The 17,863-nt window shown below is 56.8% G+C and carries 18 protein-coding genes; 11 read left to right on the top strand and 7 right to left on the bottom strand.

The annotated features are described in order from the left end of the window. Positions 1 to 5: 5 nt before the first annotated feature. From RT018_RS00435 to argF, 8 genes are all read left to right on the top strand, one after another. Positions 6 to 155, top strand: coding sequence for a hypothetical protein (locus RT018_RS00435; RefSeq protein ID WP_397359451.1), 150 nt, complete (start codon positions 6 to 8; stop codon positions 153 to 155). 149 nt (positions 156 to 304) lie between these two features. Continuing rightward, positions 305 to 2,464, top strand: a complete 2,160-nt coding sequence (locus tag RT018_RS00430) for a Tex family protein (RefSeq protein WP_312938549.1) — start codon at positions 305 to 307, stop codon at positions 2,462 to 2,464. 39 nt (positions 2,465 to 2,503) lie between these two features. Beyond that, entirely contained in the window at positions 2,504 to 2,914 is a 411-nt protein-coding gene (locus tag RT018_RS00425) for a metallopeptidase family protein (RefSeq protein WP_312938547.1), read from the top strand. A 94-nt stretch (positions 2,915 to 3,008) separates the two neighbouring features. Beyond that, positions 3,009 to 4,088: an S-methyl-5-thioribose-1-phosphate isomerase gene (gene mtnA, locus RT018_RS00420; RefSeq protein ID WP_312938546.1), complete on the top strand. Its 1,080-nt coding sequence runs from the start codon at positions 3,009 to 3,011 to the stop codon at positions 4,086 to 4,088. A 44-nt stretch (positions 4,089 to 4,132) separates the two neighbouring features. Then, positions 4,133 to 4,885 (top strand): purine-nucleoside phosphorylase, encoded by a 753-nt coding sequence (deoD, locus tag RT018_RS00415; RefSeq protein ID WP_312938545.1) that lies wholly within the window; start codon positions 4,133 to 4,135, stop codon positions 4,883 to 4,885. A 264-nt stretch (positions 4,886 to 5,149) separates the two neighbouring features. After that, the gene (locus RT018_RS00410; RefSeq protein ID WP_312938544.1) at positions 5,150 to 6,373 is read left to right on the top strand and encodes an argininosuccinate synthase; all 1,224 of its coding nucleotides are present in this window, start codon (positions 5,150 to 5,152) and stop codon (positions 6,371 to 6,373) included. Between the two features lie 167 nt (positions 6,374 to 6,540). Continuing rightward, complete coding sequence (gene argH / locus RT018_RS00405) at positions 6,541 to 7,941, top strand: argininosuccinate lyase (protein WP_312938543.1); 1,401 nt, start codon at positions 6,541 to 6,543, stop codon at positions 7,939 to 7,941. A gap of 18 nt (positions 7,942 to 7,959) precedes the next feature. After that, positions 7,960 to 8,943, top strand: a complete 984-nt coding sequence (argF, locus tag RT018_RS00400; RefSeq protein ID WP_312938542.1) for an ornithine carbamoyltransferase — start codon at positions 7,960 to 7,962, stop codon at positions 8,941 to 8,943. Between the two features lie 124 nt (positions 8,944 to 9,067). On the opposite strand, the gene RT018_RS00395 is transcribed toward argF, so the two are convergent. The 7 genes from RT018_RS00395 to RT018_RS00365 all read right to left on the bottom strand — a co-directional run bounded on the left by RT018_RS00395 (position 9,068) and on the right by RT018_RS00365 (position 14,750). Beyond that, a complete protein-coding gene (locus RT018_RS00395) occupies positions 9,068 to 9,658 on the bottom strand; it encodes an ABC transporter ATP-binding protein (protein ID WP_312938541.1) in 591 nt (196 codons plus the stop codon). Beyond that, positions 9,655 to 10,371, bottom strand: coding sequence for an ABC transporter permease (locus RT018_RS00390; RefSeq protein ID WP_397359413.1), 717 nt, complete (start codon positions 10,369 to 10,371; stop codon positions 9,655 to 9,657). Before RT018_RS00390 ends, RT018_RS00395 begins: the two co-directional genes overlap by 4 nt. Positions 10,372 to 10,456: 85 nt before the next feature. Continuing rightward, on the bottom strand, positions 10,457 to 11,479 hold the full coding sequence (locus RT018_RS00385; protein WP_312938540.1) for a PhnD/SsuA/transferrin family substrate-binding protein: 1,023 nt from the start codon (positions 11,477 to 11,479) through the stop codon (positions 10,457 to 10,459). Between the two features lie 15 nt (positions 11,480 to 11,494). Further along, entirely contained in the window at positions 11,495 to 11,761 is a 267-nt protein-coding gene (locus RT018_RS00380) for a TM1266 family iron-only hydrogenase system putative regulator (protein WP_312938539.1), read from the bottom strand. 398 nt (positions 11,762 to 12,159) lie between these two features. Then, positions 12,160 to 13,635 (bottom strand): 4-alpha-glucanotransferase, encoded by a 1,476-nt coding sequence (gene malQ / locus RT018_RS00375; RefSeq protein WP_312938538.1) that lies wholly within the window; start codon positions 13,633 to 13,635, stop codon positions 12,160 to 12,162. A gap of 66 nt (positions 13,636 to 13,701) precedes the next feature. Continuing rightward, on the bottom strand, positions 13,702 to 14,391 hold the full coding sequence (locus tag RT018_RS00370; RefSeq protein ID WP_312938537.1) for an LrgB family protein: 690 nt from the start codon (positions 14,389 to 14,391) through the stop codon (positions 13,702 to 13,704). Next, complete coding sequence (locus tag RT018_RS00365) at positions 14,388 to 14,750, bottom strand: CidA/LrgA family protein (protein WP_312938536.1); 363 nt, start codon at positions 14,748 to 14,750, stop codon at positions 14,388 to 14,390. Before RT018_RS00365 ends, RT018_RS00370 begins: the two co-directional genes overlap by 4 nt. A 288-nt stretch (positions 14,751 to 15,038) precedes the next feature. Between RT018_RS00365 and RT018_RS00360 the strand changes: the two genes are divergently transcribed. The 3 genes from RT018_RS00360 to RT018_RS00350 all read left to right on the top strand — a co-directional run bounded on the left by RT018_RS00360 (position 15,039) and on the right by RT018_RS00350 (position 17,804). After that, entirely contained in the window at positions 15,039 to 15,635 is a 597-nt protein-coding gene (locus RT018_RS00360; RefSeq protein ID WP_312938535.1) for a zinc dependent phospholipase C family protein, read from the top strand. Positions 15,636 to 15,948: 313 nt separating this feature from the next. Continuing rightward, positions 15,949 to 16,962 carry a 3-deoxy-7-phosphoheptulonate synthase gene (gene aroF, locus RT018_RS00355; RefSeq protein WP_312938534.1) on the top strand — a complete coding sequence of 338 codons (1,014 nt, stop codon included), beginning with the start codon at positions 15,949 to 15,951 and terminating at the stop codon, positions 16,960 to 16,962. 5 nt (positions 16,963 to 16,967) lie between these two features. After that, a complete protein-coding gene (locus RT018_RS00350; protein WP_312938533.1) occupies positions 16,968 to 17,804 on the top strand; it encodes a prephenate dehydrogenase/arogenate dehydrogenase family protein in 837 nt (278 codons plus the stop codon). The last annotated feature ends 59 nt before the right edge of the window (positions 17,805 to 17,863 follow it).

Raw genomic sequence — 17,863 nt, 5'->3', positions numbered from 1 at the left:
CGGAGTTGGCCCAGCAGCAGCTTCCCAAGCTGCGGGATGCGGAGGCTCATTTCACCGTGATTCTCTCCCCCGTGGATGAGCAGCTTTTGCGGCGGCTGGGTATTCAGGTCAGCTGCGAGCCGAAATTTGGCAGCGGAAAGCTGTATCATAAATAAGTTTATTATCACAGGCGCTTCCCCGTGCGGAGAAGCGCCTGTTCCGGCGAACTACGAAAAATGCCCCTGAACAGGGTGGCACATCCATCCGGACCATCCCCATAGGGCGCACGGCGCCCCCGCAAAAACAATTTGAGAAGGGACACTTTATGGAGATCATTCAACTTTTGGCGGAGGAACTGAAGCAGGACCCCCGGTATGTGGAAAATGTGGTAAAGCTCATCGACGAGGGGAACACCATCCCCTTCATCGCCCGCTACCGCAAGGAACTCCACGGCGCCATGGACGACACGGTGTTGCGGACGCTGGAGGAGCGGCTGACCTACCTCCGAGGCCTTGCCGAACGACGGGAAACAGTGAAAGCCACCATCGAAGAGCAGGGCAAGCTGACGGAGGAGCTCTCCGCCGCCATCAACAGAGCAAAAACCTTGGCGGAGGTGGAGGACCTCTACCGGCCTTATAAGCAAAAGCGCCGTACCCGGGCCACCATTGCAAAGGAAAAAGGGCTGGAACCCCTTGCCCTGCTGCTGTACGCGCAGGAGCGGGACTGCCCCGATCCGCAGGAAGCCGCCAAGGCATATCTTGATGCGGAAAAGGGCGTGGAATCGGTGGAGGACGCCCTTGCAGGCGCGTCGGACATTGTGGCGGAGCTGATCAGCGATGACGCGGAGGTCCGCAAGGTCCTGCGAGGCTTTCTTTTGCGTCATGCCAACCTGCGCAGCACAGCGGCCACAACGGAGGACACGGTTTATCGCCTGTATTACGACTTCACGCAAGGGATCTCCCGGATGCAGGGCCATCAGATTCTGGCCATCAACCGAGGCGAGCGGGAGGGGATGTTGAAGGTTGGTCTGGAACTGGACCGGGACGCCGCGCTGGTGACGCTGCGCCGTCAAGTGGTGCGCCCCGGCTCCGCCGCAAACGCCTTTGTCCGCGCCGCCGCAGACGACGCGTGGGACCGACTGCTGTACCCCTCGTTGGAACGTGAGATTCGCGGACAGCTTACCGACCGGGCCGCCGAGGGAGCCATCGGTCAGTTTGCCCTGAACTTAAAGCCCCTTTTGATGCAGCCACCGGTAAAAGGTCGAGTCACCATGGGACTGGACCCCGGCTACCGCAATGGTTGTAAAGTAGCAGTGGTGGATGGAACCGGCAAGGTGCTGGACACCGCTGTGGTCTACCCCACCTTCGGTGAACGACAGAAAAACGAGGCAATTGCCAAGCTCTCCGGCATGGCCGTCACCCACGACGTGGAGCACATCGCCATCGGCAACGGCACCGCCAGCCGGGAGACGGAGCAGATGGCCGTGGAGCTGATTCAAAAGCTTTCGGACATGGGTCGCCGCCTCAGCTATATGATTGTCTCGGAGGCGGGTGCCTCGGTGTACTCCGCGTCCAAGCTGGCGGCGGAGGAATTTCCCCAGTACGACGTAAATCTCCGTTCCGCCGTGTCCATCGCCCGGCGGCTTCAGGACCCGCTGGCAGAGCTGGTGAAAATCGACCCCAAGGCCATCGGCGTGGGTCAATACCAGCACGACTGCCCCCAAAAGCAACTGGATGAGGCGCTGGGCGCCGTGGTAGAAGACTGCGTAAACGCCGTGGGCGTGGACGTGAACACCGCATCCGCGTCGCTTCTGGGGTATGTGGCGGGGCTGACCGGCTCCACCGCGAAGAATGTGGTAAAATACCGGGAAGAAAACGGTGCGTTCACCGCCCGGAAGCAGATTTTAAAGGTTTCAAAGCTGGGACCCAAGGCCTTTGAGCAGTGCGCGGGCTTTTTGCGGGTGCCGGAGAGCGCCAACGTGCTGGACAATACCGCCGTCCATCCCGAGAGCTACGCCGCCGCAGAAAAACTACTCAAGATCACCGGCTATGCGCTGGCGGACGTTTCCGCCGGTGCACTGGGAGACTTGCCCGCCCGCTTGAAAACCTATGGCGAGGAGAAGGCGGCGGCAGAGTGCGGCGTGGGCGTGCCCACGCTGCGGGACGTGGTATCGGAGCTGCAAAAGCCGGGCCGGGACCCCCGGGACGAACTGCCCAAACCCGTTTTGCGAACGGATGTGATGGACATCAAAGACCTGCGCCCCGGCATGGTCCTCACCGGCACGGTGCGCAACGTCATCGACTTTGGCGCATTTGTGGACATCGGCGTTCATCAGGACGGGCTGGTTCATGTGTCTCAGGTCTGCGACCGGTTTATCCGTCATCCCTCCGAGGCCGTGTCTGTCGGCGACGTGGTAAAGGTGGTTGTGCTGGAAGTGGAGGAAAAGAAAAAGCGTATTTCTCTTTCCATGAAGCAGGCAACGTAATTCGGCGGCGGATAAACGCCGGCGAAAGGGGATGTTTCCATGAAGCTGCTGACCTTTGACGAAGTGGGTGATCTGCTGGACGACATCGCGGAGCAATTTCCAAAAGTCTTGTTCGAGGGACTCAACGGCGGCGTGAACTTGCTGGAGGACACGAAGAAGGACGAGGAAATTCCCAACAGTGAGCTGTATATCATGGGGGAATACTGTCAGGATTATCTTGGGAAGTATATCAACCTCTATTACGGCTCATTCGCGGCTCTGGCAAAAAAGGAAAACTGGGGGCGGGAGGACTGGGCGGATGAACTTTGGACCACCCTCTCCCACGAGCTGACCCATCATATGGAAGGCCTTGGCGGTCTCCATGCGTTGGACGATCGGGACGAGGAGGAGATGGCAGAATTTCGCCGGGAATATGAGACGCGGAGTAAAAACCTGCCTGACACATTGTAATAACCAATGAAGCCGTAATCAAAGGCCATGCATTTCGACGTTTTACAAACCAGCCTATTCCGGGATTTCTTGAGAGGAGGAAGATTTTTAATCTATGGAGAACACTTTGTTTCAGGGCGCGGTTCCCGCCAATATCCGCTATGACCGTAAGGCGGAAGCTCTTTATATTCTTGATCAAACCCTGCTTCCCGGCGAGGAACGGGAGGTTCGTCTTCAAACCCCGGAGGAGATGTACGACGCGATTCGGACACTGAAGGTCCGGGGCGCACCCGCCATCGGCGTGTGCGCGGGCTATTGCATGTATGTGCTGGCCAAGTCCATCCGGGACGAAGGTCAGCAGATATTTCTAAAAAAACTCAGCGACTACGGCGCGTACCTGAACACCTCTCGCCCCACGGCGGTGAATCTCAGTTGGGCCATCCGTCAGATGCTGCATACCGCCTTGGAACACGCGGACAGCCCTCGCGGGCAGCTTTTTGATGTCCTGTATGAAAAGGCGGTGGAAATTCATCAGGACGATATTGCCAAGTGCAAAGCCATCTCGGAATTTGGTCTGAGTCTGCTGAAGGAGGGCGACGGTCTTCTGACCCACTGTAATGCTGGTCCCCTTGCCACTTCCCGGTATGGAACGGGGTTGGGTCCCATTCTGCTGGGAGTGGAGCGAGGTATGCACTTCCGGGTATTCTCCGATGAAACCCGCCCGCTCTTGCAAGGGGCGCGGCTCACCAGCTATGAATTGCAGCGCGCTGGTGTAGACGTAACCCTGATTTGCGACAGCATGGCCTCCATCGTTATGAAAAACGGCTGGATCAACGCCTGCCTTGTGGGCTGCGACCGGATAGCGGCCAACGGGGATACGGCCAATAAAATCGGCACCTCGGGCGTTGCCATTCTGGCGAAGCACTACGGGATTCCTCTCTACGTTCTGGGCCCCACTTCCACTGTGGACATGGACTGCCCCGACGGCGCCCATATTCCCATTGAAGAGCGGGACGGGGAAGAAATCCGCTCTCTGTGGTACGAAAAACCCATGGCTCCGTCCGACGTGAAGTGCTACAATCCTGCCTTCGACGTGACGGACCACACATTGATCACCGCCATCGTAACAGAACAGGGCATTTGCCGCCCGCCGTACACAAAATCACTGGCGGCGCTCTTCCGCCAGAAAGCGTAAGAATCTCCTATATTCGGTAGTTTTTGACAACAAATCGGATTATTATGCAATTTAAATACAAGGAGGAATCCCTTGAGGCCACCCCATCCGCCTGTAACGAGGCAAGACCCGGCGAAATTGCAAAGGCAGTCCTGATGCCCGGGGACCCGCTGCGAGCCAAATTCGTGGCGGAACACTATCTTAAAAACCCCACATGCTTCAACGAGGTCCGGGGGATGCTGGGCTACACCGGCGAGTATAAAGGCAAGCGTCTTTCGGTGATGGGCCATGGCATGGGCGTGCCCTCCATCGGCCTTTATACCTATGAGCTGTATCATATGTATGACGTGGACTCCATCATCCGCATCGGTTCCGCTGGGGGCATTGGGGAAAACGTTCATGTGCGGGACGTGGTGATCGCGCTGGGTGCATCCACCAATTCTCACTTTGCGGACCAATATGGTTTTCCCGGCCAGTTGGCCCCCACCGCCAGCTTCTCCCTTTTAAAGGACGCAGTGGCGGAAGCAGAGCGGCTGGGCGTCCGGGCGGACGTGGGACAGGTGTTCACCGCGGATCAGTTTTACAATGACAACACCGCCGCCGGAGAAGCATACCGCAAATTTGGTATTTTGGCGGTGGAAATGGAAACCGCTGGCCTTTACTGGACCGCCCAGCGGGCTGGAAAGCAGGCGCTGTCCATTCTCACCATCTCGGACCACATCTTCACGGGCGAAGCCCTGTCCGCGCAGGAGCGGCAGGACTCTTTCCACGAGATGATGGAGATTGCGCTGGAAACGGCATGGCGGTCTCTTGATTAAGCCAGCAAGCTTTTCGACTTTATATGCGCGGATATATGGAACATCCATGTATCCGCGCATTTCTTATCCATTTCATAAAAACACATTTTGTTTTGCATATTAACTGTGAATATTCAATTATTAATGTATATTTTTAATGTAATATGAAAATTCGCTGTAATTTTATAAAAATTTTTGTATAGAGTTCCAATTGAATATTTATTCTATGTGGTCGTATAATAAATCCATCAAGTGAATTACATTATGCATGGAGGGATTTCCGTCATGAAAGATAAACAGAGCATCCAAAAAATTGTGCTGGCCTATTCCGGCGGTCTGGACACATCCATCATCATTCCCTGGCTGAAGGAAAACTACAACGGAGCCGAAGTCATCGCCGTCTCTGCCGACGTGGGGCAGGGCAGCGAACTGGATGGCCTTGAGGAAAAGGCGAAAAAGACTGGCGCTTCCAAGCTGTACATCGAGGATTTGACCGACGTGATGGTGGACGAAGTGATTTTCCCGTCCATGAAAATGGGGGCCAATTACGAGCAGTATCTGTTGGGAACCGCCTTTGCCCGCCCCATCATCGCAAAGCGGCTGGTGGAAATCGCCGAACAAGAGCAGGCAGACGCCATCTGCCACGGCTGCACTGGCAAGGGCAACGATCAGGTCCGCTTTGAGCTGGCAATCAAGCGATTTGCGCCGGAGATGCCCATCATCGCCCCTTGGCGTGAGTGGGACATCAAGGGCCGTGAAGAGGAAATCGACTATGCCGAAGCCCACAACGTTCCCCTGAAAATTAGCCGAGAAACCAACTATTCCAAAGACAAAAACCTTTGGCACTTGAGCCACGAGGGTCTGGACCTTGAGGACCCCGCCAGCGAGCCGAACTACGATGAGCCGGGCTTTTTGGAAATGAGCGTTAGTCCCATGGCGGCCCCCGACGCACCCACCTATCTGACCATCGGATTTGAAAAGGGTGTTCCCGTCTCCGTGGACGGCGCGAAGATGAAGGGCAGTGACATTGTGCGCAAGTGCAACGAACTGGGCGGCAAAAACGGCATTGGCCTTTTGGATATCGTGGAAAACCGTTTGGTGGGCATGAAGGACCGCGGCGTGTATGAAACTCCCGGCGGTGCAATTCTCTACCATGCCCATGCGGCGCTGGAAACCATCACGGTGGATAAAGACACCGCCCACATGAAAACAAAGCTGGCGGTGGACTTCGCAGACTTGGTATACAACGGCAAGTGGTTCAGCCCCCTGCGGGAGGCCCTCAGCGCCTTTGCCGACAAGACTCAAGAATATGTCACCGGCGAGGTGAAGCTGAAGCTTTACAAGGGCAACATCATCAACGCCGGAATCACCTCTCCCCACAGCCTGTATTCCGAGAATTTGGTGACCTTTGAGGAGAGTGACTACAACCAAAACGACGCCACGGGCTTTATCAACCTCTGGGGCCTGCCCGACACCGTGCAGGCGCTGCGGGAGCGGAATAAGCTGTAACCTCCGCGCTTCGCTGATTAAATCTTTGTTTATTTTTGCCTGCCCCGGCAAAGATAATATCCGCCGGGACCAACCGGGACGGTTCCCCGGCCCGGCGGACCCCTCTTACATCACAGAAATCGGGTGGGAGCTGTTCCTCCCCCCATTTCTATTAAGGAGAAACCTATATGAAGCTCTGGTCCGGACGGTTCGGAAAGGAAACAAACACGCTGGTCAACGACTTTAACGCGTCCATCCACTTCGACCAGCGGCTCTACCGGGAGGACATTGCCGGAAGCCTTGCCCACGCGGAGATGCTGGCAAGTTGCGGCGTAATCTCTTCCGAAGACGCAGCCGCCATCGCGGAGGGTCTGAATGGCATTCTCGCGGACATCGAGGCCGGGACGGTGGCGTTCACCCCCGACAACGAGGACATCCACATGAATGTGGAGGCTTTGCTCACCGCCCGTATCGGGGACGCGGGAAAGCGACTCCACACCGCCCGCAGCCGCAACGATCAAGTTGCACTGGACTTTCGGATGTACGTCCGCCACGAGATCCCCGTCATAATTACTGAGCTTTTGAATTTGCAGTCGGTGTTGGCGCGGCAGGCCGCAAAGCACCAAACCACAGTGATGCCCGGATACACCCATTTGCAGCGGGCACAGCCCATCAGTTTTTCCCACCATCTGCTGGCCTATGCAGCGATGCTCTCCCGGGATGTAACAAGGTTGGAAGACTGCAATCAGCGCCTGAACGAGTGCCCCTTAGGCTCCGGCGCGTTGGCGGGCACTACCTACCCCATCGACCGCTGGCAAACCGCAAAAGCGCTCGACTTTGACGCACCTATGGGTAACTCCCTGGACGGCGTTTCCGACAGGGATTACGCTCTGGAGCTTCTCTCTGCCCTATCTGTTTTGATGATGCACCTCTCCCGCTTTTCTGAGGAGGTCATTCTTTGGTGCAGTTGGGAGTTTAAGTTTATTGAACTGGACGACGCGTATTCCACCGGATCCAGCATTATGCCCCAGAAGAAAAACCCCGACGTGGCGGAGCTGGTCCGGGGAAAAACCGGGCGGGTGTATGGCGATTTGATGGGTCTGCTTACCGCCATGAAGGGCCTGCCTCTGGCCTATAACAAGGATATGCAAGAGGATAAGGAGCCGGTGTTTGACGCCATTGACACGGTAGAGCTGTGCCTTCCGGTATTTGCCGCCATGCTGGACACCATGGTCGTCCATCCGGAGAATATGCGGGCAGCGGCAGGCCGAGGCTTCATTAATGCCACGGATTGCGCCGACTATCTCACCAAACAGGGAATGCCGTTCCGGGATGCGTACACCGTCACAGGCAAGCTCGTGTCCCGGTGCACCGAAAAAGGCATCACGCTGGAGGAGCTGACACTGGAGGAGCTGAAGGCCGTCTCTCCTCTCTTCAAAGAGGACGTGTATGACGCGCTGAAGCTTGAAACCTGCATGTCCCGGCGGTCTTGTTACGGCGGACCTGCCCCAGAAGAAACCACCCGGCAGATACAGGCGGTGGAGGCATTTGTCAAGGCCCACTCCGTCCTAAGCGCCGCACCGCAATAAAAGGAAGGAAGATGCACCGTGAAAGGACACACACATTTTTTAAAGCTGTTGGACTTTACGCCCTCTGAAATTCAAGAGTTTTTGGACACCGCCGCCGATTTGAAAGCGAAGAAAAAAGCCGGAATCCCCCACCGCTATCTAGAGGGAAAAAATGTCGCTCTGATTTTTGAGAAGACCTCCACCCGCACCCGCTGTGCCTTTGAGGTGGCAGCACGGGACTTGGGAATGGGCACCACCTATCTGGACCCCTCCGGTTCCCAGATCGGAGCCAAAGAGTCCATCGCCGACACGGCCCGAGTTCTGGGCCGGATGTATGACGGCATTGAGTATCGCGGCTTTGGACAGGAGCTGGTGGAAGAACTAGCAAAATACGCCGGGGTCCCCGTGTTCAATGGGCTGACCAACGAGGCCCATCCCACCCAGATCCTGGCGGACTTTCTGACAGTTCAGGAACACTTTGGGGACCTGAAAAAGGTAAAGCTGGTGTACATCGGCGATGCAGGGTACAACATGGGCAACTCCATGCTGATTGGATGCGCAAAAATGGGGATGCATCTGGTGCTCTGCGCCCGGGAGGACTATCTACCCGAGGCGTGGCTACTGGATAAAGCCAAGGAAATTGCCGCCGAAACCGGCGCGGTAATTGAGGTGGAATCCGACCCCATGAAGGCCACCAAGGGCGCGGACGTAATTTACACCGACGTGTGGGTGTCTATGGGTGAGCCGGAAGCCAAGTGGGCCCAGCGCATTTCGGAATTGGAAAACTATCAGGTCAATCAAGCCTTGATGGACAATGCCGGGCCTCAGTGCAAATTCATGCACTGCCTCCCCGCCTATCACGACCACAAGACCAAGATTGGCAAAGAGATCGGCGCAAAGTTTGGACGGGAGGCCATGGAAGTCACCGACGACGTGTTTGAATCCCCCCAGTCCATCGTCTTTGACGAAGCGGAAAATCGTCTTCACACCATCAAGGCGGTTATGTACCTTCTGATGAAATAAAGATAACTGCAAAAGCCGCCCCGCCGATAAACGGCGGGGCGGCTTTTTGCGCAGACTTGTATTTCCATCGAAAGAGTCTTTCTCCCAACAATGCGCGTCTTTCTTATGGTAGGGGGAGCCGGCTTCAAAAAATCTGGTTGGCTCCCTCCAGTCCCACGATTTTCGCCTCCAGCTCTGCCGCGTCTTCGGGATTGTGCGTCACCACCAGCACCATTTTTCCCGCGGTCCGGCGGCGAATGCAGGCAATGGCGCGTTTGCGGTTTTCCCCGTCCAGCCCGGTAAAGGGTTCGTCCAGCGCCAGAAAATCAAAGGGGACGCTCAGCGCCCGGGCCAGCGCCAGCCGACGCTTCATGCCGCCGGAATACTCCCCAACGGCCTTGCCGCCCGCGTCCTTCAGTCCCAATTCCTCCAACAGTGCCCCCGCCTGCTTATCGTCATAGACTTTGCCAAGAACAAAGCGAAGATTTCCTTCCGCGTCCAGTCGGTCTAGCAGTCGGTCCTCCTGAAACACAGCAGCAAGACTCGCCGCCTCAAGTCCCAAGACAAAGCCGTTGTCTGGCTGCTCCAACCCAAGAAGAATCCGCACCAACGTGGTCTTCCCTGCGCCAGAGGGCGCCGACAGACAGGTGACGCCGTTCGTCAACGTCAGGTTCACGCTCTTAAGAACCTCCACGCCGCCATAAGACTTGGATACGTCCCGAATGTCCACCGTCATTTCTTCGCCCCCCTTGCGTCCAGTCTGTCCAAGAGCCAAAGCACCAGCCGCTCAAACAGCATGGAAAGCGTTACAATCACAGCGGTCCATGCAAACAGCTCCGGTGTTTCAAAATAGACCTTTGCGTTATACAACCGCTCCCCCACCGCCCCGGCAGGAAGCCCAATCACCTCCGCCGCCACGCCGGACTTCCAACAAAGTCCCAGCCCCAGCGCGCAGGCGGAGCGAAACCACGGCAAAACCTGCGGTAAGTAAATATCCCGCAGTCTCCGAAATGTGGGAACATGGAATACCCTTGCCATTTCTAAAAGCGCCTCGTCCGTGCAGTCCACACCCTCCAGCACATTCAGGTATACCGTGGGGAACACCATCAGCCCGGAGATAAACAGAGGCAGCTGCCGGGAGGGAAGCCACACCAGCGCCAGAATGATGAAGGACACCACTGGCACCGCTTTCACCGCCGCGACAAAAGGCCACAGCAGCGTCCGGACAAAGCCAAACCGGGCGGACAGGCCCGCCAGAAGCGTCCCCAGCCCGCAGGCCAACGCAAATCCGCCCAGAATTCGGGCGGCCGACCAGCCTATAGAGCGCCAAAAGCCCGCCGTGATTACCAGCCGTGCAAGACAGACCAGCACCTCCGTAGGGGATGGCAGCAGCAGCCGCTCTCCCAGCGCCATGGCCCCCGCCTGCCACACCGCCAGCCAGAAAATCACGGCCAACCCCCGGCCGCCCCATTCAAAGGGGCGGTCAGGGGCTTCTCCGCGTCCCTTGAGCGAGCTTATGGTCTTCGCAGTGCGCTTACGCGCCGAAATAAAACGCATCTTCCGGCAGTGCACCGCCCACGGACTGCGGATTCTGCTCCAGCAGGGCGGCAAGATAGCCCGAGAGCTTCTCCTTCATCTCCCCGCCGGTAATGCACACAATGTTGCAGGCGGGCAGTGCCTTTTCCGCCACCGCTGCATCCACGATGCCGTAGGACCCAATCAGTTCCGCCGCTTCGGAAACATTTTCGTTCACCCAGTCAACAGACTCCGCGTATTCCTTTAAAAACGCCTTCACAGCGCCCGGATTTTCCTCCACCACATCCTTGCGGGCAACAATCACACCGGTGATAAGGCCGCTGCCGTCATCCGCCAGTTTGTTCCACTCTTCGTTCAGGTTCAACGCCACCCGCAGCCCCTCTATCTTGGTCTGGGCCACGGTGACAAAGGGCTGGGGCAGCAGTGCCACCGTCGCCGCGCCGGAGGCCAGCGCCGCCACGCTTTCGCTGTGTTCGGACTTCCAGTCGACAATCATGTCGCCATCAAGGTTCTCCCCGTTTTTATCCAGCAGATACCGCAGGGCCTGCTCTGGGCTTGCACCTTTCCCTGCCGACACAATGGTCATGCCTTTCAAGTCGTCAAGGGACTGCACCGCATTGCCCTTTTCCACAATATAAAGCACGCCCAGCGTGTTTACCGCCAGGGTCACAATCTGCCCCTCAGTCTTTTGATACAGCACCGCCGCCAGATTTGCCGGGACGCAGGCCATGTCCAGATCTCCCTGAATCAGCTTAGGCGACACTTCATCGGGAGACGCGGCCAGAGAAAAGGTGTAGTCGTTAGCAAGGTCTTCGCCGTTTTCTGCATCCTTCATCAGCTTCACAAGACCCATGGCGGTGGGACCCTTCAGCGCCGCAATGGAATAGGCGGCAGGCTCCGCCGTCTGAGAAGACGCCGCGCCCGAGGACCCGGCGGAGTTCCCCTCCGTTTCCCCACAGGCCGCCAGTCCCAGCACCAGCACGACGGACAGTAGCATCCCAAAAAGCTTTGTTTGTTTCATTGAATTTGCTCCTTTTTATTCAATATTGCCCGGCTCTTCAACCGGTGCGTATACGGTTTTGACGGTGACGCCCTTCAATCTCCCGATTTTCCCCGTTAGGGCAGACGTGATTGCCTGGGGTGCGTCCACCGCCACGGAGATGATGTTCACCCCCCGCTTTAAATAGGGGACGCCCATGCGTCCCACGATATATTCCCCGAATTCGTGAAGCAAGCCGTTCAGCGCCTCCACAGAGTTCGGGTCCCGGACCAAAATGGCAATCACCGCCACGCGGCTGTCCAAAAGACCAACTCCTTTCCAATGTGCGCGCCGCTTTAAAAGCGGTGCACGGAAAAATGCCAGAAATTCTTTTCCAGATAGCATTCCCCGTCCGGAAAATTTGTCTCCACGACAAGCCCATAAATCCGGTCGACTGCGGGAAAATCCGTCCCCAGCATGACCTCTGTCCACTGTCTCAAGCGCGGAAATCCACATTACTCTTGCAGACAAAAAATCCCCTCCGCCAAAGACGGAGGGGAGAACGCACAACGACAGCGCGCGGATTTCCGCGCGCGTTTTCCTCCGTCTTCCGGCTTGGAACGCATCCTTGCCGCTCAGATGAACAGATGATTCTATCCAGTGGACGGTCAGAGCGTATCTTTCCGTTCACGGTCTCAGCATATCACGCTTTTTTCTTCCCGTCAACTCCGACAAGGCAGGCAGCGGCCCGCGTCCTCGGTCATCTGGCGAATCTCGTCCGCAAGCGCATTGGTGGCGGCGCCGGAGGCAAGCCGCCAACACCAGTTTCCCGTCTCCGTTCCGGGGACATTGACCCGTCCCGGATCCCCCAGATAGTCCTGCATCTGCGCAATAAAGGTGTCTGCCACGCTGGTTTGCCCCACCAACAGAAGCCTGTGGCGCAGGTCCTCCCGGTTCTCTGCACCCAGATACCGTTTGGCGAAGTCCAGCTCTTCTTTTGCAGGCTCCCACGCAGCCAGAGGCGCGTTGTCGTGGGTTCCGGTGTAGAGGACGCAGCCGGGGATACAGTTGTGGGGCAAATAGCGGTTATCCGGCCCGGAAAAGGCAAATTCCAGCACCCGCATCCCCGGAAGGCCGGATTCCACCAATAGGTTTTCCACATCCGGGGTCAGTAGCCCCAAATCCTCGGCCACAAAGCGAAGCCCCGGAAACCAGCTTGTGAGAACCCCCACCAGCGCCATTCCCGGCCCCGGCTCCCAGCGGCCCTCTTTGGCGGAGGCAGCCCCGGCAGGAACAGCCCAATAGCTTGCCAGCGCCCGAAAATGGTCGATTCGGATGGCATCGAACAGCTCTCCAGCCCGCTCCACCCGGCGAATCCACCAGCCGAAGCCGTCAGACCGCATGCGGTCCCAGTCGTACAACGGATTGCCCCACAGCTGACCTTCGGTGGAAAAATAGTCGGGAGGAACCCCCGCCACCGCGGCAGGGTGGCCCTCTTCGTTCAGCAAAAACTGCTCCCGCTCGGCCCACACGTCAGCGGAGTCCAGTGACACGTAAATAGGCAGGTCGCCCAGAATTTTTACTCCCAGCCCATTGGCAAAGGATTTCAGGGCGCTCCACTGCTCCGAAAACACCCGCTGAACCCAGATTTGATAGTCATAGTCCTCCCGATGGGCCTCCTTCCATCGAGCGATGGCCGCCGATTCGTGGCGGCGCAGGCCCTCCTCGGGCCACTCATACCAGGGGAGGTCCCCCAGCGCATCCTTTACGGACTGATATACCGCGTAGTCCTCCAGCCAGGGCTGACCTGCAGCGAATTCCTCCATCCTTCCCCGTTCAGCCCCATCCCGGGAGAAGGCCAAGCGCAGCAGACGGCGGCGGTCTGCATTGACAGCAGGATAGTCCACCGATTTCCCATCGCCCGGGGCGGCGGAAGCCAATTCCTCTGCCGTCAGCAGTCCCTTTTCCGCCAGCAGGTCCAAATCAACAAACGCGGGATTTCCCGCGTGAGCAGAGGCGCTTTGATAGGGAGAGTCCCCACTCCCTGCCGGACCCACAGGCAGAATCTGCCACCAAGTCTGGCCCGCGCGGTGGAGAAACCGCACAAATTCCCGGGCACTCTCACCCAGAGAGCCCACACCGTGGGGCGAAGGCAGGGAAAAAACCGGCAACAGAATGCCTGCGGTGCGCTGTGGCATGAAGCATTCCTCGCTTTCTCATCAAATCCGCCGTTTTGGGGCGGGCAACATTTCGGACGCGCGGCTTCAGGGCAGCAGGCTGAACAAAAGTGACAGCAGCGATGTAATCAATCCGCAAAGGCCGATGGCAAGGCCGCTCATGGCCCCTTCCGTCTCGCCAATTTCCAGCGCCTTGGCAGTGCCAACGGCATGGCTGCACGCACCGATGCCCAGACCCGCCGCCATGGGATTGCGCACGCGGAACACCCGGATCAGCAGCGGAGCCACCAGATTTCCCAGAATCCCGGTAAACACCACCGCAGCAGCTGCCACAGGGATAAAGCCCCCATTCCCCTCGGCCACAGCCGCGGCAATGGGCATGGTGACGGACTTGGGCAGCAGTGACATCATCATTTCCCGGTTCAGACCGAACAGGCGGGATAGTCCATAGATGCAGACAATGGAGGTCACCGCTCCCGTTGCGCACCCCGCCAGAACCGGTAGCCAATATGTTTTCAAAAGTTCCTTCTTCGTGTAGATGGAAACCGCCAGACAGGCGGTGGCAGGCCCCAGAAACAAATTGATGAGGCTGCCTCCCGCATAGTAATTTTCATAGGGTATGTGAAATACCTTCAGCGTGAGAATCACTAATGCCACAGCAATCAGCATCCCATTGCAGTAGGCCTTTTTCACTTTTTTCTGAATGGACATGCCCACCCAGTAGGCCGCAATACTCAGCGTCACGCCAAAAAACGGAGACGCAGTCAACTCCATCATTTCCCGTTCCTCCCGTCAATCAGCTTCATGGTCAGCGTCACGGCCCAGACGGTGGCGGCAAAGGTGGCAACCAGGCTCACCACGCAGATCACCACGAAGGCCACGCCGTTTGCAAGAATCACATCTGTATACTGCATGATGCCCGTGGCCACGGGAATAAAAAAGAAGGGCAGGTTCCCCAGCAAAAAATCGGACTTTTCCTGCACATGGTCCACCCGCACCACTCCCACCAGCAACAGTGTCAGCAACAGTATCAGCGCAATCACGCTGGCGGGAAACGTGATGGGCAGCAGCTTTTCAATCAGCACGCCCGCCCAGCACAGGCCGAACAAGATACCCACCTGCTTTAAAATCTTCATAGTCTCTTCCTCTCTGTTCTTTATCGCAATGAATTTATCATACAGCCGTGTCCGCAAAAAAGTCAAACAAAACCCTGCCCCCTTCTGCATTTTCGGCAAACGGTACAGGCCGCCGCCGCCACGGGTCAATGCTTCGTATCTTTTGACACAGTTTTGCTGGTTACATACTGGTTGTTTACACGTTTTTCATAATTTTACTCTTGCAATTTCCGCAATTACCGTGATATAGTAAAGTCACTTTTTAGAGGGTACGGCTCACTGCCGCAGACCCCCGATCGGAGGTGCTCTTTGCAAAAACGCAGCCACAAGCTTCTGGCCTCCACGCTTCTGGAATCACGAAATGGATTTCAGCGCAGGCGCTTTGAACTTGCCTTTCTGTTCGGCTCCTTTCAGCCGGACTGCAACCCCCTCTCCTATATCAAGGGCTCCATCCGCAGTCACAAGCTGCGCGGACATAATTATACAAATTCCGACCAGTATATTGCGCGCCGGATTGTCCGGCTTCAGCGCCGTGAAAAAAGCTGGACCTGCTGGCAGTATTACACGCTGGGAAAGCTCACTCATTATCTGGCCGACGCGTTTACCTATCCTCATAACGAGCATTATCCCGATTCCCTTTTGGAGCATCATCGGTATGAGGACGCGTTGCGGGAATATCTGTATGCTTATCTGAGCAAGGAGGGCGTCGGTTCCGCTCTTTCCGCCGGATGCGATCTGAACGGCTGTTTGCAAGAGCTTCACCGCCAGTATATGGACCGGGAGTCGGACCTTTACCGGGACGTGCGCTTCATCACACAGGCCACCACCCTTTTGATGACCAGCGTTCTTCCTCAGCCCATTTCGGAAATGCGTACCCTTCCCCAGCCTGTTCCGGCCCAAGTTTGAATAATATTCTAAATATCGCGGAACATTATTGTATTTGTTTGGTGGTTTTGCCTCTGTTCTTTTTCGCAAGAGCGTGGTATGCTTTCCATAATTTAAAGTGTAAGAATAAGGAGACAATGAATGTCTATACGTGCACTCACAGCCGAATACCGCTACTTTAGCTTTACCTATTTTTATGGTAAGGCTTATTTTGGTTGGGCTGAAAACGAGTGTGTGTGTGGCTGATATTGTCGGACCCATATCAGTACATAAACGACCCGCAGCCTAATCGGCTGCGGGTCTTTTTTGTACCAATTTGAAGGAGGAACCCATCATGATCGTCATTCTGAAAAGCAATCCCAACCGCGAGCAGCTGGAGAATCTTATTAGCTGGCTTCAGGATAAGGGCATCACTATCCACACCAGCCTTGGCGAATCCCACACCATTTTGGGCTTGGTGGGCGACACATCCCGGCTGGACATCGACCTGCTCTCCGCGCTGGATATCGTAGAGGATGTAAAACGGGTGCAGGAGCCTTACAAAAACGCCAACCGTAAGTTCCACCCTGAGGACACCGTGGTAAAAGTGGGCAACACCCAAATCGGCGGCGGTACGCTGACCATTATGGCCGGTCCCTGCTCGGTGGAAAGCGAGGAGCAAGTCATCGCAATCGCCCGGGCCGTGAAGGCCAGCGGAGCCACCATGCTTCGGGGTGGCGCGTTCAAACCCCGCACCTCACCCTACTCTTTTCAGGGCCTTGGCGCGGACGGTCTTGAAATATTAAAAGCTGCCCGGCAGGAGACAGGCCTGCCCATCGTTTCCGAGTTGATGGACATTTCCCAGATTCCTTTGTTCAAAGATGTGGATGTGATTCAGATTGGCGCACGGAACATGCAGAACTTCAACCTGCTCAAAGAGGTTGGAAAGCTTGATACGCCCATTATGATCAAGCGCGGCATGTCCGCCACCTATGAGGAATGGCTGATGAGCGCCGAATACGTGATGGCCAGCGGCAACCAAAACGTGATTCTCTGCGAGCGAGGCGTGCGCACCTTTGAGACATACACCCGCAACACACTGGACTTGGCCTGTATCCCCGTGCTGCGCAAGCTTTCTCACCTCCCCATCATCATCGATCCCAGCCACGCCACCGGCAAGAGCTGGCTAGTGCCCACCCTTGCCGTGGGTGCGGTGGCCACCGGAGCGGACGGACTTTTAATCGAGGTGCACAACGACCCCGCCCACGCTCTGTGCGACGGAGCCCAGTCCCTCAAGCCAGACACCTTCGACGTGCTGGCCCGGAAGCTGCACAAAATGCACGCCTTCTGTGCCGAGCTGGAGGACTGAGTCTCATGAACGTTGGAATTATCGGGCTGGGACTGATGGGCGGCTCCATGGCCAAAAGCATTAAGGCTCGCACGGCCCACACCGTCTGGGGCTTGGACACGGATGCAGAAACAATGAGCCTTGCTCGTTTGTGTGGTGCAATTGACGGGGCGCTGACGGAAGATAATATCCCCCAATGCGATTTAATTCTGGCCGCCGTCCGCCCGGTTTCGGCGGTTGGATGGGTGGAAACCCATGCAGAGCGCATCTCCAAATCCGCCATTCTGGTAGACCTTTGCGGCGTGAAGCGGTCTGTGGTGAGCAAAATTGCGCCCGTCGCAGAAAAATACGGCTTTGCCTATATTGGGGGCCACCCTATGGCGGGGCAGGAACGGGGCGGCTTTGTAAACTCTTCTGACCGGCTATACGACGGGGCTTCCATGATTCTCACTCCCGACAAGCGCACCGATATGCAGCTTTTGGAGACACTGAAGGCCTTTTTTCTAGACGTGGGTTTTGCCAACTTTACCTTTTCCGACCCTGACGAGCACGACCGCATCATCGCCTATACTTCCCAGCTTGCCCATATCGCTTCCAGCGCCTATATCAAATCCCCGGAAGCCCAAAAACGCCGTGGCTTTTCCGCAGGCAGCTTTCGGGACATGACCCGTGTGGCCCGGCTGGACGAAGCCATGTGGACCGAGCTGTTCATGGACAATGCCGACTATCTCACCGAGGAGCTGGATATTCTCATCGGGCATCTGAATGAATATCTGGACGCAGTGAAAGGCCGAGACGCGGAATACCTACTCCGCCTTCTCCGAGAGGGCCGGGACCTGAAGGCCACCGCTGGCGGAAACTGAGCCTACCCCGTCCCGCTTCGGTCCGCCGAAAAATTTGACGGCGCGGCTCCACCCTTTTT

The organism is Oscillibacter sp., assembly GCF_032060045.1.
Classification (GTDB): Bacteria; Bacillota; Clostridia; order Oscillospirales; family Oscillospiraceae; genus Oscillibacter.
The sequence above is the reverse complement of the archived record's forward strand: the minus strand, read 5'-3'. Positions and strand labels throughout refer to the sequence as shown.

Bases quoted from the DNA above. Each gene is read 5' to 3' on its own strand.
- RT018_RS00430 (WP_312938549.1), top strand. From the start codon at position 305: ATGGAGATCATTCAACTTTTGGCGGAGGAACTGAAGCAGGACCCCCGG.
- RT018_RS00425 (WP_312938547.1), top strand. From the start codon at position 2,504: ATGAAGCTGCTGACCTTTGACGAAGTGGGTGATCTGCTGGACGACATC.
- mtnA (WP_312938546.1), top strand. From the start codon at position 3,009: ATGGAGAACACTTTGTTTCAGGGCGCGGTTCCCGCCAATATCCGCTAT.
- deoD (WP_312938545.1), top strand. From the start codon at position 4,133: ATGCAATTTAAATACAAGGAGGAATCCCTTGAGGCCACCCCATCCGCC.
- RT018_RS00410 (WP_312938544.1), top strand. From the start codon at position 5,150: ATGAAAGATAAACAGAGCATCCAAAAAATTGTGCTGGCCTATTCCGGC.
- argH (WP_312938543.1), top strand. From the start codon at position 6,541: ATGAAGCTCTGGTCCGGACGGTTCGGAAAGGAAACAAACACGCTGGTC.
- RT018_RS00395 (WP_312938541.1), bottom strand. From the start codon at position 9,658: ATGACGGTGGACATTCGGGACGTATCCAAGTCTTATGGCGGCGTGGAG.
- RT018_RS00385 (WP_312938540.1), bottom strand. From the start codon at position 11,479: ATGAAACAAACAAAGCTTTTTGGGATGCTACTGTCCGTCGTGCTGGTG.
- malQ (WP_312938538.1), bottom strand. From the start codon at position 13,635: ATGCCACAGCGCACCGCAGGCATTCTGTTGCCGGTTTTTTCCCTGCCT.
- RT018_RS00370 (WP_312938537.1), bottom strand. From the start codon at position 14,391: ATGATGGAGTTGACTGCGTCTCCGTTTTTTGGCGTGACGCTGAGTATT.
- RT018_RS00365 (WP_312938536.1), bottom strand. From the start codon at position 14,750: ATGAAGATTTTAAAGCAGGTGGGTATCTTGTTCGGCCTGTGCTGGGCG.
- aroF (WP_312938534.1), top strand. From the start codon at position 15,949: ATGATCGTCATTCTGAAAAGCAATCCCAACCGCGAGCAGCTGGAGAAT.
- RT018_RS00350 (WP_312938533.1), top strand. From the start codon at position 16,968: ATGAACGTTGGAATTATCGGGCTGGGACTGATGGGCGGCTCCATGGCC.